The sequence below is a fragment of the Paenibacillus caseinilyticus genome, assembly GCF_027533645.1.
Lineage (GTDB): Bacteria > Bacillota > Bacilli > Paenibacillales > NBRC-103111 > Paenibacillus_G > Paenibacillus_G caseinilyticus.
In genome coordinates, this window is sequence record NZ_JAQAGY010000006.1 from 144,379 (window position 1) to 167,339 (window position 22,961).

General features: G+C 55.6%; 23 protein-coding genes. 3 read left to right on the forward strand and 20 right to left on the reverse strand.

Going from position 1 to position 22,961, the window contains the following annotated elements; genetic code table 11:
• Positions 1-14: 14 nt before the first annotated feature.
• The 5 genes from O9H32_RS11465 to O9H32_RS11485 all read right to left on the reverse strand — a co-directional run bounded on the left by O9H32_RS11465 (position 15) and on the right by O9H32_RS11485 (position 3,543).
• Positions 15-1,001 carry a beta-ketoacyl-ACP synthase III gene (locus O9H32_RS11465; protein WP_269866230.1) on the reverse strand — a complete coding sequence of 329 codons (987 nt, stop codon included), beginning with the start codon at positions 999-1,001 and terminating at the stop codon, positions 15-17.
• Entirely contained in the window at positions 998-2,005 is a 1,008-nt protein-coding gene (gene plsX, locus O9H32_RS11470) for a phosphate acyltransferase PlsX (RefSeq protein WP_269866231.1), read from the reverse strand. Before plsX ends, O9H32_RS11465 begins: the two co-directional genes overlap by 4 nt.
• Positions 1,989-2,654, reverse strand: a complete 666-nt coding sequence (gene fapR, locus O9H32_RS11475; RefSeq protein ID WP_269866232.1) for a transcription factor FapR — start codon at positions 2,652-2,654, stop codon at positions 1,989-1,991. Before fapR ends, plsX begins: the two co-directional genes overlap by 17 nt.
• A gap of 142 nt (positions 2,655-2,796) precedes the next feature.
• Positions 2,797-2,970, reverse strand: coding sequence for a 50S ribosomal protein L32 (gene rpmF / locus O9H32_RS11480; RefSeq protein ID WP_014652177.1), 174 nt, complete (start codon positions 2,968-2,970; stop codon positions 2,797-2,799).
• A 51-nt stretch (positions 2,971-3,021) separates the two neighbouring features.
• On the reverse strand, positions 3,022-3,543 hold the full coding sequence (locus tag O9H32_RS11485) for a YceD family protein (protein WP_269866233.1): 522 nt from the start codon (positions 3,541-3,543) through the stop codon (positions 3,022-3,024).
• Positions 3,544-3,695: 152 nt separating this feature from the next.
• Here O9H32_RS11485 and O9H32_RS11490 point away from each other — a divergent pair, with 152 nt between their 5' ends.
• Positions 3,696-4,967 carry a nucleotidyltransferase gene (locus tag O9H32_RS11490; protein ID WP_269866234.1) on the forward strand — a complete coding sequence of 424 codons (1,272 nt, stop codon included), beginning with the start codon at positions 3,696-3,698 and terminating at the stop codon, positions 4,965-4,967.
• A 119-nt stretch (positions 4,968-5,086) separates the two neighbouring features.
• Here the strand turns inward: O9H32_RS11490 and O9H32_RS11495 are convergent, their stop codons facing one another.
• Positions 5,087-6,172: a YlbL family protein gene (locus O9H32_RS11495; RefSeq protein WP_269866235.1), complete on the reverse strand. Its 1,086-nt coding sequence runs from the start codon at positions 6,170-6,172 to the stop codon at positions 5,087-5,089.
• A gap of 170 nt (positions 6,173-6,342) precedes the next feature.
• Here O9H32_RS11495 and O9H32_RS11500 point away from each other — a divergent pair, with 170 nt between their 5' ends.
• On the forward strand, positions 6,343-7,614 hold the full coding sequence (locus tag O9H32_RS11500) for a nucleoside recognition domain-containing protein (RefSeq protein WP_269866236.1): 1,272 nt from the start codon (positions 6,343-6,345) through the stop codon (positions 7,612-7,614).
• Between the two features lie 39 nt (positions 7,615-7,653).
• Here the strand turns inward: O9H32_RS11500 and coaD are convergent, their stop codons facing one another.
• The 3 genes from coaD to O9H32_RS11515 form a co-directional block, all read right to left on the reverse strand.
• Positions 7,654-8,181 (reverse strand): pantetheine-phosphate adenylyltransferase, encoded by a 528-nt coding sequence (coaD, locus tag O9H32_RS11505; protein WP_269866237.1) that lies wholly within the window; start codon positions 8,179-8,181, stop codon positions 7,654-7,656.
• A gap of 23 nt (positions 8,182-8,204) precedes the next feature.
• The gene (gene rsmD, locus O9H32_RS11510; RefSeq protein WP_269866238.1) at positions 8,205-8,789 is read right to left on the reverse strand and encodes a 16S rRNA (guanine(966)-N(2))-methyltransferase RsmD; all 585 of its coding nucleotides are present in this window, start codon (positions 8,787-8,789) and stop codon (positions 8,205-8,207) included.
• Positions 8,790-9,343: 554 nt separating this feature from the next.
• Positions 9,344-9,601 (reverse strand): hypothetical protein, encoded by a 258-nt coding sequence (locus tag O9H32_RS11515; protein ID WP_269866239.1) that lies wholly within the window; start codon positions 9,599-9,601, stop codon positions 9,344-9,346.
• A 274-nt stretch (positions 9,602-9,875) separates the two neighbouring features.
• On the opposite strand from O9H32_RS11515, the gene O9H32_RS11520 reads away from it, so the two are divergent.
• Entirely contained in the window at positions 9,876-11,015 is a 1,140-nt protein-coding gene (locus O9H32_RS11520) for a DUF4238 domain-containing protein (RefSeq protein ID WP_269866240.1), read from the forward strand.
• Between the two features lie 143 nt (positions 11,016-11,158).
• On the opposite strand, the gene O9H32_RS11525 is transcribed toward O9H32_RS11520, so the two are convergent.
• From O9H32_RS11525 to O9H32_RS11575, 11 genes are all read right to left on the reverse strand, one after another.
• Positions 11,159-11,803 carry a glycoside hydrolase family 73 protein gene (locus O9H32_RS11525; RefSeq protein WP_269866241.1) on the reverse strand — a complete coding sequence of 215 codons (645 nt, stop codon included), beginning with the start codon at positions 11,801-11,803 and terminating at the stop codon, positions 11,159-11,161.
• Positions 11,800-12,258 (reverse strand): phage holin family protein, encoded by a 459-nt coding sequence (locus O9H32_RS11530; RefSeq protein ID WP_269866242.1) that lies wholly within the window; start codon positions 12,256-12,258, stop codon positions 11,800-11,802. Before O9H32_RS11530 ends, O9H32_RS11525 begins: the two co-directional genes overlap by 4 nt.
• A 23-nt stretch (positions 12,259-12,281) precedes the next feature.
• On the reverse strand, positions 12,282-14,006 hold the full coding sequence (locus O9H32_RS11535; RefSeq protein ID WP_269866243.1) for a glycosyl hydrolase family 28-related protein: 1,725 nt from the start codon (positions 14,004-14,006) through the stop codon (positions 12,282-12,284).
• A 64-nt stretch (positions 14,007-14,070) separates the two neighbouring features.
• Positions 14,071-18,252, reverse strand: coding sequence for a golvesin C-terminal-like domain-containing protein (locus tag O9H32_RS11540; RefSeq protein ID WP_269866244.1), 4,182 nt, complete (start codon positions 18,250-18,252; stop codon positions 14,071-14,073).
• 33 nt (positions 18,253-18,285) lie between these two features.
• Entirely contained in the window at positions 18,286-18,573 is a 288-nt protein-coding gene (locus tag O9H32_RS11545) for a hypothetical protein (RefSeq protein WP_269866245.1), read from the reverse strand.
• A 56-nt stretch (positions 18,574-18,629) separates the two neighbouring features.
• Entirely contained in the window at positions 18,630-18,833 is a 204-nt protein-coding gene (locus O9H32_RS11550) for a hypothetical protein (RefSeq protein WP_269866246.1), read from the reverse strand.
• A 1-nt stretch (position 18,834) separates the two neighbouring features.
• Positions 18,835-19,137 (reverse strand): hypothetical protein, encoded by a 303-nt coding sequence (locus O9H32_RS11555; RefSeq protein WP_269866247.1) that lies wholly within the window; start codon positions 19,135-19,137, stop codon positions 18,835-18,837.
• Positions 19,134-20,942, reverse strand: coding sequence for a phage tail-collar fiber domain-containing protein (locus O9H32_RS11560; protein ID WP_269866248.1), 1,809 nt, complete (start codon positions 20,940-20,942; stop codon positions 19,134-19,136). The genes O9H32_RS11555 and O9H32_RS11560 overlap by 4 nt, the downstream gene beginning before the upstream one ends.
• A gap of 17 nt (positions 20,943-20,959) precedes the next feature.
• Complete coding sequence (locus O9H32_RS11565) at positions 20,960-21,520, reverse strand: phage tail protein I (protein WP_269866249.1); 561 nt, start codon at positions 21,518-21,520, stop codon at positions 20,960-20,962.
• Entirely contained in the window at positions 21,513-22,643 is a 1,131-nt protein-coding gene (locus tag O9H32_RS11570; RefSeq protein WP_269866250.1) for a baseplate assembly protein, read from the reverse strand. Before O9H32_RS11570 ends, O9H32_RS11565 begins: the two co-directional genes overlap by 8 nt.
• On the reverse strand, positions 22,640-22,960 hold the full coding sequence (locus O9H32_RS11575) for a GPW/gp25 family protein (RefSeq protein WP_269866251.1): 321 nt from the start codon (positions 22,958-22,960) through the stop codon (positions 22,640-22,642). The genes O9H32_RS11570 and O9H32_RS11575 overlap by 4 nt, the downstream gene beginning before the upstream one ends.
• Between the last annotated feature and the right edge of the window lies 1 nt (position 22,961).

Sequence of the window (22,961 nt, forward strand, 5' to 3'; positions counted from 1 at the left end):
CCGGGGGCCTCCCGTCACCAGACGAGCACGGATGCCCCCCAGGTCAAACCGCCGCCGAAGCCAACAAGCACGACGCAGTCCCCTTCCTTCATCCGGCCGCCTTCTACGGCTTCCGCCAAGGCTACCGGGATGGATGCGGCCGACATATTGCCGTATTTGTCGAGGTTGATCATGCACTTGTCCTCGGACAATTCGAGCCGGTTCAAAGATGCCTGGATGATCCGGATATTCGCCTGGTGAGGCACGAGAAGATCAATGTCGCTCTTCTCAAGCCCCGCCTTGCGCAAGGCCTCCTCAGCGGCACTGCCCATGATCCGGACGGCGAACTTGAATACATCCGAGCCGGCCATGGAGATGTAATGCCCCTTGCCCTGCAGCGTCTGCGGGCTCGACGGACAACGGGAGCCGCCCGCCGGAACCTGCAGGAGCTCCCCGCCGGAACCATCGGCCCCAAGTTCGAACGACTTGAAGCCCCGGCCTTCCGGCACCGGACCCAGCACAACCGCGCCGGCGCCGTCCCCGAAGAGGATGCACGTATTGCGGTCGGTATAGTCGGTGATGCGGGAGAGCACTTCGGCCCCCACGACCAGCGCATGCTTATAGGTCCCGGTGGCGATGAAGTTCGCCGCATTGGCCAGGCCGTAGATAAAGCCCGAACAGGCTGCGGAGAGGTCGAAGGCCGCCGCCCGCTTCGCGCCGAGCTTCTCCTGCAGGATGCAGGAGGTCGAAGGGAACGACATGTCCGGCGTCACCGTGGCGACGATGATGAGATCGATCTCCTCCGGCGTAATGCCCGCTTGGGCGATTGCCTGGAGCGAAGCCTCGTAAGCCAGATCGGATGCCGCCTGCTCGCCGGAGGCAAGCCGGCGCTCTCTGATCCCGGTGCGGGTCACGATCCATTCGTCGTTCGTCTCGACCATCTGCTCGAGCTGCTGGTTCGTTAACACCCGCTCCGGCACGTATTTGCCAGAGCCGATAATGCCGACTGGCTGTAAATTCATGGAGATTCCAACTCGCTTCCCTTACTGATTTCCGCCGAAATGCTGCGGACAAGATCGTTGCTGAGCGCCGTGCGGGCCTGCCGCACCGCATTCTTGAAGGCGGTGGCGTTCGAGGAGCCGTGGCTCTTCAGCACGAGCCCCCCAAGGCCGAGCAGCGGCGCTGCGCCGTGCTCCGTATAATCCATCTTGCTGCGGAAGCGGCCGAGGCCATTCTTCACGACAGCCGCCGCCAGCTTCGTATACCAGGTCCGGGTGAATTCCGCTTTGAGGACGGAGAAGACCGCCGAAGCGGTACCCTCCATCGACTTCAGCATGATGTTCCCCGCGAACCCGTCGCACACCAGCACGTCGCACGGCTTGTGGAGCACGTCGCGCGATTCCACGTTGCCGACAAACTCGATCGGGGCGCCCTCCAGCAGAGGAAAAGCCGCCTTCGTCACTTCGTTGCCCTTACTCGCTTCCGTGCCCACATTGAGCAGACCGACCCGGGGCTTCTTCATCCCGTGCACCTTGGCACGGTAAATGCTGCCCATAATCGCATACTGGAGAAGCTGCTCCGCCGTGGCGTCCATATTGGCGCCAAGGTCGAGCGCCAGCACGCCTTCGCCGTCCAAGGTCGGCAGCATCGGCGCCAGCGCCGGCCGTTCGATGCCCTTCATCCGCCCGACCACAAGCAGCCCCGTCGTCATGAGCGCCCCGGTATTGCCGGCGGAGATCATCGCGCCGACCTCGCCTTCCTTCACCATGCGTCCGGCTACAACCATCGACGAATCCTTCTTGCGGCGGACCGCTTTGACAGGCTCGTCGTCCCCCTCGATCACCTCGGAGGCATGGCGCAGCTCCAGATTCGCGGGCCTGCTTCCCTGCAGCAGCGGCTCAAGGCGCGCCGTATCCCCTACCAGCACGATGGTGGTATCCGGGTACTCGGCGGCCGCTGCGAGGGCGCCTTCGACACAGGCCTGCGGCGCATGGTCTCCGCCCATCGCATCAATCGCTATCCGCATGAAGCTCTCCTCCTTCGTGGCGTTCCTTGCCCGACTCCCTGCTGGAATGGTAGATGGTGAAGTTCCCCTGGAACACCATTTCGTCTCCCACGTAGGTGAACACTTCCACCTTGGCCTTCCCTTTGGACAGGGATCGGACATAGGCTTTGGCGATACACTTCTCCTGCAGCTTGACCGAGCGGACGAAGCGGATATCCGCCGCCGCCGTCAAGGCCACCTGGTCGTTGATGAGCGCGACGGCCAGCGAGTTCGCCTGGGCGAATATATGATGCCCCCGCGCAATCTTCGTCCGGGAGAACACATGCTCTTCCCGGATCTCAAACATCGATATACCGCTCTTGTCGAGCTGCAGATCGATCACTTCCCCGATGACTTCGTGGAGGGGCAGCGAGCGGACCTGATCGTAGGACTGCTCAGCCATCTGCTTCATCCGCTCCCGCAGCTCGGGTATGCCAAGCTCGAGACGGTCGAGACGGATGGTCTGGATGGAGACCTGGAACAATTTCGTAAGATCCTCATCCGTAATGAACGGATTGTCTTCTATGGCTTTGGCAAGCTGCTGCTGCCGTTGTCGTTTCGGTAGGCGTTCGATTCCAGGGGCACCACCTTTATATAAGCTTGGATGCGCAATGTTCGCTATGTAACGCATTCTATACGGATGGTCTAATACTATATCTTATGACCAAGTCATAAAAAGTATAATGGATTTTAGATGAAAATGGAAGGCTCGCTGGGCAAAAAAAATAGCACTCCGTTTGAAGGAAGTACTATCTTTTGCGTAGCCATGGAGATTATTGAGTAATAATCTCTCTTTTCTTGTAGTGACCGCAAACTTTGCACACACGGTGAGCCAGTTTCGATTCACCACAATTGTCACACTTTACCATGCCTGGAACTTCTAATTTAAAGTGAGTCCGGCGCTTATCACGGCGCGTTTTGGACGTTCTCCTTTGAGGTACTGCCATATTCCCACCTCCTTCAACGAATTCACACCGCCTGCGGCGAGTGTTCCGGTCCTACTCTTGTTTGAAAAAGTCAGCCAGCCCGGCGAGTCTCGGATCGACCTTGTCCTGCTTGCAGCCGCAAGCTTCGACATTCCGGTCGGTTCCGCAGACGGGACACAGACCCTGGCAATTTTCACTGCATAACGGGACGTACGGCAGCGCCAGCATGACGCCCTCCGCCAGCAAAGGCTTCAAGTCCACCCGGTCCTCGGATACATAGATGACGGCGTCGGTTTCATCGTCGTCATTCTCTTCCGATTCTTCGGGTTCCTGGCCCTTCACGAACGTCTCATGAAAATGCGCTGTAATATGCTGATGCACCGGGGCCAAACAGCGGGAACACGACTGCTCCACATCGATGTGAAGGTCGCCGCTGACCTCTGCCGCACCCTGTTTATCTACAGCTTCCAAACGCACTTCAAGCGGACCGAACTTCTGCAGGCTGCCGGTTGTCGGCAGTATGCCGGTCAGGTCCTCCGTTCCTTCCAATACGATGGCGCCTTTGGCAGCCAAGTCTTTCATATGGAAAAACATGAGTATCACCCCAAACAGACAAAGATTATTATATCGACTGATGACGCTCCTTGTCAACATTTTCAGTTGATTTCCGTTTCATGCTATAGTAAATCATCATAGACTCGCCCTCCGCATCTCCGGAGGAGCCGGCACAAAAGGAGCTTGAAACGATGCGGACGGTAGGCCTGATCGTGGAGTACAACCCGCTGCACAACGGGCATTCTTATCATTACCAACAATCGATGAAGGTATCGGGGGCGGAGGCCGCGGTCTGCATCATGAGCGGCCACTTCCTGCAGCGGGGCGAGCCTGCGCTCGCCTCCAAATGGGCGCGCGCCGAGATGGCCCTCGCCATGGGCGCCGACCTCGTGCTGGAGCTGCCGGCCGCCTTCGCGGTCCAGCCCGCCGAATGGTTCGGCTACGGCGCCGTCTCCGCGCTCGAGGCCACCGGCGTCGTCGACACGCTCTGCTTCGGCAGCGAGAGCGGGGAGCTCGGCTGGCTGGACCAGGCAGCCGGGCTGCTCGCCGCCGAGCCTCCGCAGCTGCACGAAGAGCTCCGGCTCGGACTGAAGGCAGGGCTGCCTTATCCGGCCGCCTACAGCCGGGCTGTCGCGGCCCTGGTGCCCGGTGCGAGTCCCGAGGAGCTCGCGAAGCCGAACAACACGCTCGGGCTGCACTACCTCATCGCCCTGCACCGGCTTCAAAGCGGGATCCGGCCGCTCACCATCCCCCGCACGAAGGCGGAGTACCGGCAGGAGGAGATCACCGACCGCCGCATTGCCAGCGCGACCGCGCTGCGCAAGCTCCTGTTCGAAGGAGGGGACCTTACTGCCATCGCACCGTATGTGCCCGCTTCCACGCTTACGATCCTCCAGCGGGAATACGCGGCCGGCCGAGCGCCCCTCGGATGGGAGCGCTTCGCCCGGCCGCTGCTGCTGAAGCTGGCGACCTTCGGGCCGCAGGGCTTGGCCGCCTGCCACGAAGTCACCGAAGGGCTCGAGCACCGCATCCTGCGCGTGCTGAGCGAGGGGCTGCCCTCTGCGCCGGAGGGGATGGTCTCCTCGCTTCTCGATCAGCTGAAGACAAAGCGTTACACGCGCACCAAGCTGCAGCGGATGCTGCTGCATATCCTGCTCGGGCACAGCAAGGCAGCACTCGCTCCCGAGGTGCTGCGGCAGGGCGTCCCTTACCTGCGGGTGCTGGGCTTTGGTCCTAAGGGACAGGCTCTGCTGAAGCGCATGAAGAAAACCGCCAAGGTGCCGGTCCTCACCAAAGTGCCCTCGGAGAACGCTCCGCCTCTGCTGGAGCTGGACCTGCGCGCCACCTCCGCCTATGCCCTCGGCTACGACCATCCTTCCTCCAGGGAAATGTTCCGCGATTATTATGAGGCCCCTCTGCGCTGCAGCGAGGACTGCCCGGCCGCACCCGGCGGCAGCGCGTGACCGGCGGCGGGCTCACGCTGCGCCGGCTTCACGCCCTATGACTTCTCCCTCTGCCTCCGCTCGGCTCCTCTGCCAGTTCACTTTCTGCCGCGTCAACAAAAGAGGCCGATGCTCCCGCATCAGCCTCCGGTCTTCGCCGGCAGCGCCGCCATATAGTCCAGCGCGTCCTGCATCGTGCCTACCGGCACGACCTTCATCTTCGTCCCGATCTCCTCCGCCCGCTGCTCTGCGACCGAATAATTCGCTATCGTCTTGCCGTCCATCGTCACGTCCTTCGGGGCAAAAAAGATCTCCGCACCCGCCCTGTCGGCGGCAACGACTTTATGCTGAATGCCCCCGATGACGCCCACCGTCCCCTGCGGATCGATCACGCCCGTGCCGGCAATCCGGTATCCCTTCGTAATGTCCTCGGGAACCAGCTTGTTGTAAATCTCCAGCGAGAACATGAGCCCGGCCGAAGGACCCCCAATCTCGCCCGCCTGGATCGACACCTGCTGCTTCTCCGACTCGGCCTTGATGCTGTGAACCTCCGCCGGCTCGACGCCTAGTCCGACCCGCGGCCCCCCGGTTTCGCCGGGCTGTACCGGCAGGGTCTTCAGCCCGATCTCCTCCGTCCGCAGGGCACTCCCCCGCTTGAAGGTCACGGAGGCCTTATCGCCTTCCTTTTTATCCTGCAAGGCACTTCTTACATCTTCATACGCCTCTACCTGCCGATCGTCGATCTTCACTAGATAATCGCCGGGCAGCAGCACGTCATGCGCCGGGAACCCCGTATATACCCGCTGGAGTACGACGCCGTCCTTCGAGATCCGGTAGGGAACACCGAGCTTGTTGTAAGCCGCCTGCATCGCGTCCGCCTGGGAGGTCAGCATGACGACTTCCTGGCGCTGCGTGTATTCCTCTTCGGTCTCGCCTTCCTTGAGCAGATCCTGCTTCGGCTGCCGCTCCTGGTAAGGCATCACGAAGGACAAGAGATAGCCGGCAATGTTCGCATTGCTCACCGACACTGTCGTCAGCATGAGCTCGCCCCGGTCTTCCGGGCCTGCTTCGCCCACCTTCACCATCGGACCGATGACATCGGCGCTCCCGGGTTTGAAGATATACAAAGGAAGCGGCATGAAATAGATGAAGTATAACAGCAGGATCGCCCCGAACACCGAGAATACGATACGCGACGCTTGCTTGATGTGTCTGGTCTCTCCCATGGGTGCTCCTCTTCGCCCCTTCGCCGTCAAGGTGTGTCTCATTAGCTATCCTACGCTCCGCTGGTCTAAACCATGCGGACAAAGCGTAAACATGTACCATTCCGTCGCCGAGCGGCCGTTCCTTGGAGAGGCTTCCCGGCAGACGACTAACCGAAGCTGGAGTGATGCGGATGCACCGCCTGCAAGCCCTCTTGTCGCCGCGGCTGGCCACCCTCTTCCTCGGCACGGCGGCGCTCGCCCTGGTGGCGAGCATTATCGCGTTTCCGGACGGGGCTTTCAAAGCCTCGCTCCAAGGACTTCAGCTGTGGTGGAAGCTCGTATTCCCGGCCCTGCTGCCTTTTCTGATCGCTACCGAGATGCTGCGCGGTATGGGCGTGCTGCATGGGCTCGGGACCCTGCTCGAACCGCTGCTGCGCCTCGTGTTCCGGCTCCCCGGCGCCGGCGGCTGGGCCCTTGCCCTCGGGTTCGCCGCCGGGATGCCGGCGGGAGCCTCAGCCACCTCTTCGCTCCGCAAGGACGACCTGCTCCGCCGCGAAGAGGCCGAACGCCTGCTCGGCGGCTCCCATCTGATGAGCCCGGTCTTCCTCGTCGGCGTCGTAGGCACCGGGTTCCTGCAGAACCCGTCGGCCGGTCTGGCCCTCGCGCTGCTGCATTATCTCTCGGGGGCGCTCGTCATGCTGTGGCACCGGCTCAGCACGACGCACGACGCGCCTCCGGGAAGGCCGTCCGAATGGACGCGCTCCGGACAAGGGCTGCTCTCCCGGGCCTCCCAGGCCTACCATGAGGCCAAGCAGCGGGACGGCCGTACGTTCGGCAAGCTGCTCGGCGACTCGGTCTCCTCGGGCGTGCAGCAGCTGTTCCTGATCGGCGGCGTCATGATGATGTTCTCCGTGCTGCTGCACGCCGTCAGCCTCTCGGGTCTGCCGCACCTCCTGGCCTCCGTCCTGTCACTCGCCGGCATGGCCCCGCCGGAGGCCAAGCACCTGGCTTCCGCCCTGCTGGCCGGCATCCTGGAACCGCATCTCGGCGCCTATGCCTTGTCCCAGGCGGCGGGCACGACCTCCGCCCCGCTGCCCTATGCGCTGCTGAGCCTGCTGCTCGCCTGGGGCGGCCTGTCGACTCACGCACAGGTGAAGAGCCTTACCGTCTCGACCGATCTTCGGTACTCCCGCTTTCTGCTCTCCCGTCTGCAGCATGGAGGCACCGCCTTCTTCCTGACGCTTGGGCTGTGGCAGCCCCTGATGTCCCGGTTGGGCGGCGAACGTCCTGTCTTCGCGGGCGTTGCGGCAGGAGATTACGGCTGGTCGCTGGAGCAGGACAGCCTGTGGCCCCTCGTCTCCCCGATGATGCTCCAGTTCGGCGCCGCCCTGCTGCTCATGCTGGTCTTGTCCATCTTCACGGCCTTCCTGTTCTACCGCGGACGCGACCGGGAACCGATGTAAGAGTTTCGATGTAAGAGTTTCGATGTAAGAGTTACCCCGTCAGCACTCCGTCGTCCCGGTTCCATACTTGCCGTGCAGCGCCTCTTCCACCTCGGGCGGAACCAGATCGGACACAGGGCCATGGAAGCGGGCGATCTCCTTCACAATGCTGGAGCTGAGATAAGAATACTTGGGGGTCGACGTCATGAAGAACGTCTCGATATCCTCGCACAGCTTGCGGTTCGTGGAAGCCAGCTGCAGTTCATATTCAAAATCCGATACGGCGCGCAGCCCTCTGACAATGAGGTGCGCGTCTTTTTTCTTCATATAATTAATGAGCAGATCCCGGAAGGAATCGATCTCCACATTGGGCAGATCTTTGGTTACCTCCTGAAGGAGGGCAACCCGTTCCTCTACCGAGAACAGCGGATTCTTACTCGTGTTGTTGAGCACCGCCACCACCAGTTTGTCGAACACTTTGGATGCGCGCTGGATGATGTCCAAATGCCCGTTCGTTACCGGATCGAAGCTGCCCGGATATACCGCCACTTTGGCGAAGGGAACATTCCCTTGATCGCTCTTATGCATATGTAAGTTCTCTCCTCTACTCGTTACGACTCGTTCTCTTCCTCTGGGGCCGGCCCGCTATGATGCCGGAATATGGTGATGGCCGTATCGCCGTATTCGGCCCGTCTCATCCACTCCAGTGTCCCGGTATCCCCTTCGAACGCGTCTTCCGCGTCGTGCTCGATCACCACCCGGGCTCCTTCAGCGAGCAGCCCGCCTTCCTGCAGCTCCTGCAGCAGATCCGGAATCAGCTTCAGCCGGTACGGAGGGTCCAAAAAGACCAGGTCAAACTGCGCTTCCCGCTTGGAAAGCGCTCGCAGGGCGCGCAGGGCATCGTTGCGGTACACCTCCGCCCGATCCGTGAAGCCCGCCGCCTTCAGATTCTGGTGGATGGTCTCCACCGCTTTCTTATCCGTATCCGTCAGCACGGCCGCTTCCATCCCGCGGCTCAGCGCTTCTATACTCAGGCCGCCCGTCCCGGCGAACAGATCCAGTACCCGGCCGCCGTCAAAATACGGGCCGATCATACTGAATACCGCTTCCTTCACCTTGTCCGTGGTCGGCCGTGTCCCCATGCCCGGCACCGCCTTCAGCGGACGTCCTTTGGCACTGCCCGATATGACTCTCATGCACACAAGCCTTCCTTCCATACTACATTGAATATACTGCTATGGTACCATAAACCGATTCTCCTGCACAAAAAGGAAAACAATTTTTGCGCCGGCATGTATAACTTTCCTCCGAAGGGGCTATCCTGTAATTATCGACATCCGAAAATGTCGTAGACAACCGCGGAGAAGACTTACGTTCCCCATAAGCTCTTCGTCCGGTTTCTCCTCTCCCATGAAAGGGCCTCGTCGCGAGACGGGGCCCGATTTTTTATAACATATCCGATTAAACTCTTGATTTATAAGGTTTTTTAAACCCTCTCCCTTCTAGTTTTCCTTTAGCTCAATGCTATTTTGTCCCCCGTTTGTCCCCCAAAATAATCTTATTGTTTCAGGATGGCTCAAACTTTTAAAGTATACAGCGCCTGTCGCCGAACACGCCGAAAATCCAGCCTAAACCCGATCCATGTGGCGGGTTAATTCGAGGTCAATATTAAATACGCTTTAAGAAAAAACGGTTCTTGGGATTGTGCCTCGAACCGTTTTTCTTATACAGGGCTACTGGCATCCGCCAGCTACATCTTCCCCGTATTCAATTTGCCAGGGCCAATTCTCCGGATCATCTCCACCACTTCCAAGTTGATCCAAGTCTTCTCGTTGCCGTCTTCGGATTGAACACGAATGAAACTTACACCTGCCATATCTTCTGTTATGATATCGTATTCAACAAATCGAGCCTGCAGCTGCGCTTTACCTTCATCCATTTCGTATAGCACCTCAATCAAATCACCCGGTTGCAGCGGATCTCGTGTTCCTCCCCTTCGTATCTGCATATGGCATCCCCTCCTTGTATTTATTACCCAAGGGATGACTAGGAGATAGTCAAAAAGTCTTAAAGCTAATCTAAAATAAATTGAAGACCTGGGGATCTTCCCCGAATTTCATGCAATAAAGTTTATTTTATATGCATGGACAAGCACAAATTACGGTGTTACATTAATCTCAAATCGAAAGTATCGGTCAAAAAACTTCGTGCGAAAGAAGCACCGATGCTTTTTTGTTCGATGCGTGAAGAGTAAAAAACTACCTTTCGACTGGGTGAGAGAAATGGCTGAAACAGTAAAAAACCAACATTATGTTCCTCAGTGTGTATTATGTCATTTCTCTAATGACAAGCAAGTTTATGAGACATTAGTAGAAGGTAAGAAAATTTATAAAACGAATTATAACAGGTCAATGTCAGAACGTTATACTTATGAGCACCCGCTTCTTGAGCAAAATAAGTTAGAGAAATTTTTTGGCGATGTCGAGTCAGATTTTGCTCCCGCGATCAAAAAAATCGTTGAGATATTAGAAAATCAGGATGAAGACGAAGTAAATCAAATTCAAAATGTAAAGCAAACAATTGATTTATACCTTAGAGCTGTTATCATTTTTTATTACAGAAGTGGAGCTTTATTACATGAATTTTCCTTAGGTAATATGAGAGAGAAAGATTTAAGGATCGACTATCTCTTAGAAAAATTATCTAACGGCAGTTATATAAATGCTTTGGGAAAGACAATAAAAAAATACTATGAATTCACAATCATTAAAAGTGAAAATAATGAATTTTTACTTAGTGATCAGTATTTATCTACAGCTGCTTTGTCAATAAAAAGTAGATTCCTTAATATAAGTAACCGCCATATAGGACTAAATGATGTATTTATTTTAATTCCTATATCATGTAAATACTATGCTGTTTATTACCATGGAAAGAAACCAAACTATATTCAAAAAAATAAGATAAATGTACTTACTGAACATCAAGTGGACGAAATAAATAAAGTAATAATTAATAATTCTTATGTCAAATGTGTTGGATACTCTAAGGAGTCTCTTGAAAGAGTGCTTTTAACTTTTAAATCCCAATCGCCTGCATCCACCTATACTCAATACAAAAGTGGCGCACTTGGGGGAGCAACTCTTAAAAAGGAAGTATTTTTTTATGAAAAAGATCAGATTGCTTGGGAAATGTTTACTGAGGGAACTTTCTTTGTGAATTTCAAAGATCTAGAAAGAAATGATCCTTGTGGATGTAAGAGTGGTAAGAAATTAAAAAAATGCTGTATTGAACCATTTTCTATTATTAAAGGATTTTTGGGTACATTCTCTGACGAAAAAATACACGAAAAAATAAGACCACATCCAAAAGCTGTAACAGAATATAGCGTGACCGAATTCTTCAGTAAAGAGACAAGGTGAATTTACCTTGTCTCTTTCAATTTTCAGATCGAATGCCAACGGAGTTGCATCTCTGTATTCTTGCTTTTTTACTCGCATTATTCACTCAAAAAGGTCCCTGATGCTCTTCACGATCGTACAATTCCTGTCCACCAATTACTTTTCTATTTGGCCCTGCGCCGCTCATCAATCAGAGTTTTGAGCGTAAGCCATTCTACAACATTAAGCTTTCTGTCACGCACCTGCTGGACCCAAGACCAATCAGTGATAATACCCTCGTTATACGCGTCTCCCACGTACTTGTCGAGCTCAGCCCATGCCCAATCCTTCAACTCTACAGGTTTCATAAATTCGTCTTCCTCCTCGATTTTATCGTATTGGTGCAATTCGTACGTTTCGATTATGCCAATCAACTTGCTCGCGTACTTCGGATCAGTCGCATAACCTGCATCTTGAAGAGCTTTGGCAGCCGCCTTATAGTCCAGCGCATTGCAGGCGGCGAGGAATCCGGCTCGTGAATAACGCCCATTTTGTATGAGGAAATCTCCATGGTCGCGAACACTGACCTCCCAATTTTCATAGGCCCGGAAGCTATCCTGGACGATTACCTTTTGGCCATTGTAATACTCATGAGTCGTAAAAGTCTGCCCGCTGCCCTTGATTCCGAACAGATTGCAGCCGAGCCCTGCCTTACCATATCCACTCTCCAGGCAGGCTTGAGCGATCGTGATAGATGAAAGGACGCAGGTACGCTTCTGGTCCTTGACGGCCAGAGGCGCCAGCGTCTCAATGAAGGTCAGCTTATTCATTGCACGGCATCTCCTTTTTGCTTGAGCTGCTCGAGGAACTTTGTCAGGGAGCCGGGCAGAGGCACGCCGATCTTGCCAAGATTTTCGACCACGGAAAGCCCTTCGCGTCCGCCATAGAAGTACAAGGCCAACATGCGGAAGACGGGGTTTTCACCGCCAACCCATTGATCGCAGATTGCTGCAAGAGCGATGACTCCAATTACAACTCCCTTCCGGATACCGCCCCAAAACATGACCTCGCTGTTAACCGACTTTGTTTTTACCGCGCCAAGGATGCCTGTAATGTAATCGGCGATCATGGCCACAACCAGGAACTGCAGGGCCTTGTCCCATCCGCCGAGGTAGTTGCTGCCCACAAAGCCTGCAGCGGCAACGACGCTGCCGTAACTAAACTCCTTCAGGTTATCTCCCAGTGCTGCCGTCGCAAACATCGTCGTCATATCCTTAATTGTCATGCTCTTTATCGCTCCTCTCATAATTACAGCCGATCTACGATGGTCCGCGCCGCGCCGTAACCATAGGTTGCGGACAGGGCGTAAGCATTGAGCTGCGCCGCTGCAGTCAGCGGCAGATCTCTTGTGGCATAGAAACGAACCCGCATGGTCGCTTGCGAGTAACCTGCAGGTACTTGGTAAACAGCTTGATAAAGCCCGCGCGCATCCAGGTCGCCGGTCGGGGCCAGATCCGGAAGATCGGCCAGCTTGTTCGGCGGAGTCTGATCATCAAAAACAATGGCCTGCCCGTTAATGCCAGCGGTTGCGCTGTATGCCAAGGACAGGGTCACGGGGCCGCCGCGGACCGGTTTGGGCGTCGGGATCACGTACTCCACCATGCGGAACGTTCCGCCGCCGGCAGCTGTCTGCAGCTGGTTGTGCTCCGCCAGAGTCTCCGGCCGGTGATACCGCTGTATCCCGTTGATATACCCACCGAACACTTTGCCATGCTGCATGCCTGCTGGAATCTTGATGTTGGCCCGATTGTCGATCTCGAGCATCTCAGGGATCAGAGAGACGCTGACGTCATCCCAGTTCGTGACCCGCACCGGATGTGTGGCATGCCGGGCCAAGGACGTTACCTGGTCATTGAGCTGGCCAAAGGCGGCATCCGTCTCCACTTCCACCCGGCCGGTATAGGAACCGTTCTCCGAGAAAAGCCACCCTTTGATGCTGGCCGTATGAACCGTGTTGTTCTTCCAAGTCATTTTGATAGGTAGGCCACCCGGGTTATTGCCCTTATTCGGCCACATCAAGCCGACCACATAATTCGGCGTCATGAGCCCCGTACCGCGATCGCTGCTCCGCTCGACGCCAAAGGTGTTATTGGCAAACCGGATGTCCTCATTGTTATCGAAGACCCGGATAAAGCAGCGATGCGAGTCGTTATAGGTCCCCTCCAAAGGTTTTCCGTCGGACTTTAGGAGAGATCCGCAGCGATTGAACAGCCCGCCGACGATGTTGATATGTTTATTTCCCTCTCTAAATTGAAAGGCCGGGCCAGCAATGCGGTCGTAAAAGCAATCCGTGAAAAGCTGGTGATCGCAGCCTGTAAGCTGGATCGCGTAAGCCGAGTCCGCCCATTCAACCCGACTGTGGGCAAAGACATTGGCCCGCGCATCGGACAGTACAATCGGCGTCCCGCCCACAAAGGTGCATTCCTTGGCAATCGTGTCGATGATTCGGCCATATAGAGAAATGAACCCGTAATTGGTAAAATCGCAACTGAAGAACCTAAAGTTATGGATCGCATATGGCAGGTCTGCCGGGGCATCCAGGACCCGCATGCCCTGGAATGAGCAGTTACGGAACCGATAGCTTCGCGGAGAGAACCCGCGTTCCGCCGTTGTCGCGGCGAGCGCTTTGAATCCTGTAAAGCAGATATGGTCGAATGAAGCCCTGTCCTGCTCGTTGCAGGATCCAAAGGTGTAATTGGAGCCGTTGCCCACCAGTACCGTCGAGGCTCCGTCAAATAGCAGTTCCTCGACAAATTTGTTGTTGTATTGCTTGTTGTTCGATACCCCTTCAAAGTACACATTGTTGATGCCGATCAGTTCGCCATCGATCCTCCAGCGGCCGCCAGGAACAAATATTTTAAGCCCCCGGTCCCGCGCCGCGGCCGTGGCCTTATTGAACGCCTCCGTGCAGTCTTCCTTGCCGCCTTCTACTGCGCCGAATTCTTTGACGCATACAACCTCTTGTGATGCCATTTCTCGACTCGCTCCTTGCCCATCGGGCATAAAATTAGCCCCGATCGGATCGAGGCCAGCATGTTTATGGACCAGTGTAAAGGAGAACATCGTCAAAGCGCGCTACTTGTTGTGCCGTACCAAAACCGTATTTCGTAGCCGTTTGGTGCGTCGTATTGGTGATGGTTTCAACCAAAACGTCGTTGTAGTAGACGGAGATGCTAGGTCCTACCAGTTCTACACGAACTACGCAGCCGTCTGCGGTGTTTGGTCCAGTGCCTGTGAACATCGGAGTATTGGCTCCGGCACCCGGGGCACCTTGGCGCAAGAACAGTCTAAGTCCCGCAGTATCCGAGTTCTCGGTAAACCAGTAGTTGTCTTTGTCCACGTAACGGAAGACATTCCGTCCGCCATTCGGCTTGTTCGTACCGCCTGGGTTCGGGAATTTGAGCTCGTATTTCCCATCCGAAACCCCACCATCAAAGACAGCAACGGAGTTGGCAACGGAGCTTGAGAAGTAGGCGCAGATAGAACCAGTTCCACCAACAGCTGCTGCACCAACAGGAACAGTCCATTGCTGACCGGTCTCAAGAGTCAGCGCCGCAAGGTTCGTCGCGCCCGAATTGGCATTAAAGTTGTGCTTGGCGATCTCCACTCTGCTGCCGCCTGCAGGTGCATCGTCTGTCCTTACGCTGAGAGCTGCAGACGCGGCGGAAGTGTATCCACCTCCATCCTTTGCTTTAATCGCGTAGGTGTAGTCTGTGGCAGGCTGTACGGTGCTGTCCGTGTACGCGAGAGTGCTGCTTGGAACTGTGGTGAGCAGCGTACCGTTCCGGTGAACCTCATACTGCGTGACGCCAACCCCGCCGGTATTATCCGATGTTACTGTCCAGTTGATCGTTACGCTGTTATGCGACTTGGAGCCGAGCGTTGGCGCGGCTGGAGTGTTCGGCGGTGTAGTGTCCCCCTGGGCGGCCGGATCCGTCGTCACGCTCAGATTATCCGAGATTGGCGAGTAGTTATTGGCCGCATCCCGGGCCTTGATCGCGTAAGTGTAAGCCGTATTGGGAGAGAGCCCGGTATCGATGAATGTGGTTGCAATGCCGAGCGTTGTCCGAAGCGTACCGTTTCGGAATACCTGATAAGCATTGACGCCAGATCCGCCGGCATTATCCGCGACGGCTGTCCAGTTGATTACGACCTGCGTCGAAGTCTTGGATCCCAGAGTCGGTGTGGCCGGCTTGATTGGTGCCGTTGTATCGCCTGCAGGAGCAGTTGCCGGTACTTCGAGGGAATTAAAGAACCCGACTCCATTTTGCGCAATCTGCGTAGCTCCTGAAGGGCTAGGATGCACGCCGTCCTGCGTTTTCGGGATGATTTCGCTCTTCTTCCAAATTCCAAACAAATCCCAGATGTAACATCCGCGTGCTTCCGCGATCTCCCGAGCGCGGTTGTTGTAGTCCATCAGCGAAAACCCCTTGAGGTTTTTGGTCGTGCTTGTGATCACTCCGGTCGGTGGGCCATTTCGCGGCAAGGAGATGGCCATGACGATTATGGCGCCTGGTGCGTTCGCCTCGACCCAATCGATCATCAGGTTGATTGAACCACTAAAGGTGGTGTTCAAACGGTCCGTGATATCGCCGAGATCGATGTCCTTGTTATTATCGTTACCTCCGGAATACATGACGTACATCTTCGCGCCCTTTTTAAATGTGGCCCGCCGGCTAAGAATCGAAGTGTCGGTACCGGATCCGGTATGTGCCCAAGCTTCGCCCGGAAATCCGTGCACCGTGCTGTTCATTCCTGTCGCTTCGCTGAGCTGCGCGATGAATTTCTGCGCAGCTGTAAGCCCCTGTCCTGCCCAGATCGAGTTTCCGATCCAGACGACGTCCACGGCCAGCCACTTCTTTACGGCAGGTACGCTGCCGCCTCCGTTGCTAAATGGTCTCCATCTGCCGATGCCCATGTTTAGACCCGTCCTTTCGCTTGGCCCGGTCGTCTGAGCTGCAGTGACCCGGGCGCTCTGTCTGAATAAACTGAAGCCGTAAGAGACATCAAAGAAGTTGATCCCTTCCGGCACGACAAAAGATCCGCGGAAATAGTAATCGTCCGCAGATTCTTCTGTCAATGTAATGTTGATCTTGGTTCCCGTGTTCGTCACGGCCTGCACCGCTGCTGTTTCAATGGCTTCCGGATTGCTGTTCAGCGGTGCCTTCAATCGGACAAATACAGCGGTCCCCGCTGGAGCCTGGCTGATCTCCGCGCCGAAAGAATTGACTACCTTGACCTCGATTTTGCTGGCATCCGCGTAGGCACGAGACTTGTTCCAGGGTCCGTTATGGCTGGTCCATCCCTCGGTATACTGAGGCGGAGCCGCAGGTGCAAACGGGTACGCAGACTCTTTTGGCGATCCTTCCAGGGAGCCTACAACCCACTTCAGATCACCAGCGCCGGTATCTTTGTACTGCACTGGCCAGCCGCGCTCGACGCCCGGAATTTCGGTCACAGCGCTGTAGGAGAATGCCACATTTAAGGGGTTGCGACCGAGGACCTGGTCATTGTGGGCAACCGCGATAGCAAGCATTCTTGCCTTTTGCTCCGGCGTACCTGCTACCCGGATTGCCGCGAGCGCGCAGCCTTGGAACCCGGCAATGTTACCTGGCTCGTTATAAACGATAAGGCCGCCCGTCCACTGATCGAGACCATCGCCGGCAGCTGGGTCTGCGTATTTTCGCAGGTCCCACATGTTATTCGACCGTTTGATCATCCTGTCGATCCATGCTGCGATCTTTGCCTTTGTCCCCGCCGGAGCCTTGTCCGGATGGACCTCCAGCAAATAAGCGAGGGACGGGATGGTGATGTGCTCGCTCATCCGCTGGCCCTTGGTGTACCGCGGATCACTCAGGTCGACGCTGTTGACCAGCCATGCGGCGTTATTAATGGCCGCATCAAGATACTGCTGGGGATTGGCCAGGCCGTCGCGCTGCGCAACCTCCCACATGAGGATGTTGGGCATGATCGCATATCCGGGTGGCTGGGCCCCCTTGATATCCCCAATGACTGACTGGGTCGCCAGCAGGTTGTTGTCCGTCGAGGTTCCTGCATCGTATTTCTGCATGTCCGCGCTGACTGTAGGGACCGACCACTGAGAGACCGCCAGGTCACGGATCTGCTGATAAAACGCAGGGGTCACATACTGGCTGATTTCCGGATAAAGGTGCAGGAAAAAGGCGAGCTCGCCCTTGGTCATGGCGTGGAGCTGCTTGCCTTTGTTTACGACAAGGTCGTACATCTTGTAAGCATAGAATTTCATGAGCCACACGATATCCGGCTCGTTTTGGAGCCGCAGCTCCGCAAACTCGGTATCTGCGACTCGGTACACCCCTCGAGGCAGCCGCTCGTAATAGGCAGGGTTTGCGCAGTACAGGAAGTAAATGCTGCTCAGGGGAAAGTCGAAGTGATGCCCATCCCGCGTCAGGACGCTGTTCTCGCCAGGGCTCCAGATATCGGACCGCGACTGCACCATGAAGTCGAGCATGATCTTGGCGGTCGTTCGCTGCATCAGGAACTTGGCAATCATGAAATTGTCCGATTTTACGCCGTTGCACTCCACATAGTAAAGAGTGCTGTGCAAGGCGAGTGGATCGAAACCAGTAAAGTCGGCCACCCCGCCGATTACGTTGCCGGGGAACAGCGGCGAGCCATCAGAGACTCGTTTTACAGTGAAAGGGGTGCCGTCCGGCACGTTTGTCACTGTCGCTCGCTTGGCTTCTCCGAGATCAAAACCAACCTGGTTCAGGATGACCTTGACCGTGGTGGTGTCCTGCCCAGCTGAGGCGGTCCCCGTGGGTTCGGCGGCTGCCGCCGTGAACACGAACCGCACCGATCCGGCCCGCGTGTTTGCCCCTGCGGTCTTGGCTGTCAACGTCACCGTGATGCCGGCGCCCTGCTGGGCGGTAACCGTGGCGATCTTGTACCATCCGCCGCCATTGCTCGTCTGATCAGCTGTCCGCACCCAGTCACCGTAAGGGGTGGATATGATGTATTCCACCAGAGAGGCGCTCGCGGCCGAAATCGGAAACCAGACCTCGATATCGTAATTGCCCGTTTCAGGTGCATACTTGCTCCAGGTGGCCGTATTCCCGACTGTCTGTGTGTACTTGGTTTGCGTTCCGTTGTAAGAGGTTAGGGAGCTTGATGCAGTCCAAGCTCCCATTTCTGAATAGCCTGCCTCTCCAACGGAAATTATGACCGGTTCGGGCGGCATGATGACAGCAGCCCCCTTTCTGCTTTACTGGGCTTAGCCTGTGGTAAACGACACGCCTTCGCCGGCCACGGAGGCGTCGATATAAAACTCGCTTGCATTGTTTACCACAAAGGTGAGCCCGTCCCTTTGTAAGAACTCAGCGCCGAAGACGGTCGAGCTGACCGTGCTGTCTCCTACAAAAATAGAGCCCGTATTGCTTCGAAGGGCAATGATGGTGATCTCTTTGCAGGGGATATCCGGCAGCTGCACTCGGGTGCCCGGAGTTTGAACCTTTACGACGTTGGACTTGAAATTTGATGAGTACAACAGATTTCTGCTCACAGTGTCATCCTCTTTTCTTTTGGTGTGATGGGGATATATAAAAGGAGCCGGTCCGCTTAAGCGGAGGGCTCCTCGATTTTTTCATATGGGATATCCGACCTTGAGGAAGCGACGTGCTTTCGTACCGCTTCTCGATCTTCCGCCTGGAGGGCACTGTACCTGGTATCCATGATGGTCTTCAGGTCCGCTGCCTCCATGTCATTGAACCTTGTGATGCAGGCATTACCTATGATACGGATCTTGTAGTCCTCCATGGGCATATCACGCACCTCCATTTGCAAAGTAATCAGCGAGTCCCTTTTCGAGGTCAGCGAGACGCTGATCCCGGAGCTGCTCGGCGGATTTAGGGAGCTGTTCGCTAAGATCGTCAAGCTTGGTGGGATCAACCCTATTACCAGCCTTCACTTCCACAGCATCATCGACGACGATGACGCCCGCGGCCTGCATGTCAATCCCCTTCAGCTGATGGTCCTGTCCTATTACGTTGCCGTCTGCAACCGATGTTACGTCTTTGACTACGTCGAGCACATACCCGTCAATTTTTCTATATACAATGGCAATCATCGAATCACCCCACCTGCATAAGCATTTTCGGCCGTAACCCCGCCGGGCTGGGATTGGTATTTGCCGATGGTAGAGCCCTCGGCGGACGACAACCCATTGCCGTTACCTGTCCCGGTGTTTCCATTGCTAAACACGATAGATCCAGAATTGGCCAGGATTCCAGACCCCCTGTTGGAAAACTCACCGACCCCAACGGACCCGTTTGCCCGAACAAACCGAACGCCCTCATGATTGGTCGTCCCAAATGTCGCCGTCGTGCATTTGCACATATCAATGAATACGTCTGAGCATGTGTTGACATAGAACCCTGGCCAGTTGATCCGGTCCGCCTTTACTCCTCTGACATATACGTAAATTCCGCATTTAATAACGTTCACGCCACCAATCACGAAATTTACGCTATTGGCTGCCGTGTCGGAACCCAACAATTCCAATTGCCCTCGCCCGTAAAACCCACTAAACACAACTTCTTCCGCAGCATAAGAACCTTGCACCAATACGATGACAACTCTATGATTGACTATTTGCGGAATCCTTCTGACGGCCGCCATGATCGTTTTAAGGGGCGAGCCGGACGTGCCGTCATTGGCATCATCGCCGGTCGCCGGATTTACATAAAACGTCATATCACTTCGGGTCACCGTCAAGTTGCCCCAATCAATGCTCCCGCCCCATTCGGCATTAAATTGATTCACGGCCGGGATGGCCGATCCATGTATTCCGACTTTAGCGTTATGTGTCGCCGTAATTCCGAAGTAATTATCCGCCCCTGAAACTTCAACCAAATGCACGTTAGAATTCCACCGAGCCGCTATAGCGTCCTGCATTCCGGAAATATAGGATTCGCTTATGATTTGGCTTGCACGGTCCCCGTTGAATCCGTTGTATGAACGGTTGTTGCCAATCAGCCGGCATTTGTTCATGTCGGAAACCGAGTTGTAGTTCAGGAAGCAACAACCCTTGCCAGTTGAATTATTCAGTTGTATCCCTTGAATTGCGACATTCGCCGTGCAGCTATTCAACTCCAGGTAACTAAAGGTCACGGAAGCCGGGGACGTGGCATTGCCAATAAGGCTAATGGTGCCATTGCCATGCTTGGCCCATATCACCACGTTTTCCAAATAGCTCCCGTTTGCAATGTAGATTATAACGGAATGGAGAACTATTTGCGGAATCTTTGCCACCGCTGCCGCGATCGTCCGGAGGGCCGTGCCACTTGTCAGGCCGTCGTTTGCGTCGTTGCCGGTGGTCGAAACGTATAGGGTCATGTTTGCCGTTGTTCTTTTTGGTGTAAGGCTATCCAAAACGATCACTTGATTCTGCAATGAATTATGCTGGGCTGCCGTAGCATAGACGAGTGATCCATCAATGGTGGCTGAAACATTCGATGCGGAGCCAACTAAAGTAACAACATTTATGACCTCGCTCACCAGATCTGTCCCGCTTGAAGGCGGAATATAATCGGCCTTGTCGCCGGCATTAGCATAACAATAAAGGACCTCTGTTCCGTTTGCAGGGTCCTTCGCATATAAGCCGATCTCCCGGGCATAAAACCCAGCCGTTACGCCTTCACTAGTCAAAATTGTGCGGACCAGCGCCTCGCCTGGACCGTTTGGTTTGATCAGTGTGATGGGAAGGATTTTTACCCTGTTCACCAGGGACGTAAGGTCCTTGTATTGGACACCGGCGGCCGGGGTGCCGTCACCGATTTCAATCTTTGTAAATACCAATGGGGCGCCTGCCTGCACCTTACCCTGCAAAATCAGGCCCCCATTGGTTAGGATGCTGCCGCCATATCCGGCCATATGCTCCCTCCAATCCCCTACCTTTTGGGCAGGATTGTTGTTTCTTTATTCCTGGCTGTTACGAACCCAAGATACATCTCCCCCGGGAAGTCACGCTGCACATCCAGATTGTCGAGCCAGCTGCGCGTATTCTTAACAGAATTGATCGCCTGCACGATTTTGGCGTACTTATCAGCATCCAATACGTCCCTGACCACCACTTTGAACCGGTACGGGTCCCCGCCGTACTGGAACCACTCCAGTACCTCTGCATCCACGAACACCGCGCTGACGACTTCCTCGACGGCCGATGGTGTACCCTTGCGCCGATGCCAGGCGATGCTGTTTTTGACGAGCTCCCGGCGCTTCTCGATTGGCAGAGCCGGGTCGTAGAAGTCCACATGAAACTGCCATGCCAGCTCGTTGGCTTCCTCCTCGGTCAGGGAATCCATGCGGCTGTACAACGGCAGGCGATCGATCTTTTCGTCCAGCCGTTGGAACTTTGCGTCAAGGGATTCAGCTGCAGCTGCGATTTTGGGGTCGTTTCGCAAATTCGGTGGAACCAGGTCGATCATCCGGAGGTCCTTGAACTCAATCATCCATCAGCCCCCCATAAACCACGTTCACTGCGGTCAATGCGGCCTTCTCTGTCTTGGCCAGCGCCTGAAAGACAGGCGCAGTGATGTCCACCCGGTAAGCGCCGGCTGCCATCGCCCTGCGGATCAACTCCGAAGGGTTGATATCGCGTCCGAGTTTGGATTTCTGCCAAGTGGTGTAGCCTTCGCTGGCCGCCTCCACAGCCTGCCGGATGGCCGCCTCCTCCGATGCCCTGCTGCTCTCAATCCAGTACGTGTAAGAGACACTGTACTCTACATCGGTAGGCGCCGATGCTGTGACGTTATCGGTCAGGGGACGCACCTTCTTGTCGCTGCATTTGGCGAGCACGGCGTCCAGCAGTTCCTGGCTCGGCGACTCCCCGCCGGCAAGCAGGGGAACGATGTTTACGACCCCGGGCGACGGCGTGTGCACGGCCACGTCAATGATTTGGGGGCTGGCTGATTTGGCCCAATACTTATAAGCGCCATCCGGACCGGCCACGGAAAAGGACTCGGGCGCCTCGTGGATCCGCTCCCTGTACATATCGTCCGTTTCCCGGTCCGCCCCTCCGCTGCTCTCCGTCACATTGCTTACTGAGGAGATGTAAGGGATGGGGTCGACCAGCCGGTTAATCTGTCCTGGTAGATAGCCATTGCCTGCCTCACCGGGCAGCGCGCACCGGCACAGCAGATCCGTATGGGTCGCCCCCGCGGGCACCGAACCTGGAGATACGACCTCGAAGTAAAGCCCGCTTTTTGCCTCCGGAACCGTCCGTGTCCCGGACGGAATGGGAATGGCGCTTGCCTGGGCTTGGGAGACGTTGAACCTCATCGTCGTCACGGCTGCCGTGGCCTCCAGGCGTGTGGTCTCCGAAAACGCACCGAGATGGTCCAGGAAATCCTTTCTCGCATAACGCAGCAGATTAGCCTTGGCGCTCGTGTCGATCATCGCTTCTTGGACCACGAGCCTCTTGGCGATGCTCAAGAAAAAAAGCCGTACCGGATCGGCCGGATACAGCTTGGTGTCTGATATCGCTTCGAAGCTCGTGATCAAGTCGTTCGCCGTTTCAAGCACATTGGGGTCCGTGAATTGGATGTCTGGTAGATCAAAAAGGGTGCCGCTCATGATGTCACCTCGGTTTCATAACGTATAACGGGCACCAGGATGCCGGATGCATTATCCGTGAGAAACGAAATCTCCTTCACGGTTACCCTCGGCTCATATTTGCGGATTAAACGCAGAATTTTAGCCGTATACCGGGCCTGAGCAACCGGGAGGGGTTCGTCTATCGTTTGGGGGTCAAGGCCAAACCCTCGATCCAGCGGCACTGTCCCTTGCATGGTCGTGAGCAGCGTAAGCAGGTTCTGCCGGATCGATTGCAGCCCTGTTGCCCCGAAAATGACCCCCTGCGTCCGCTCCTGCAGGTTCAGCGTATACTCCAAG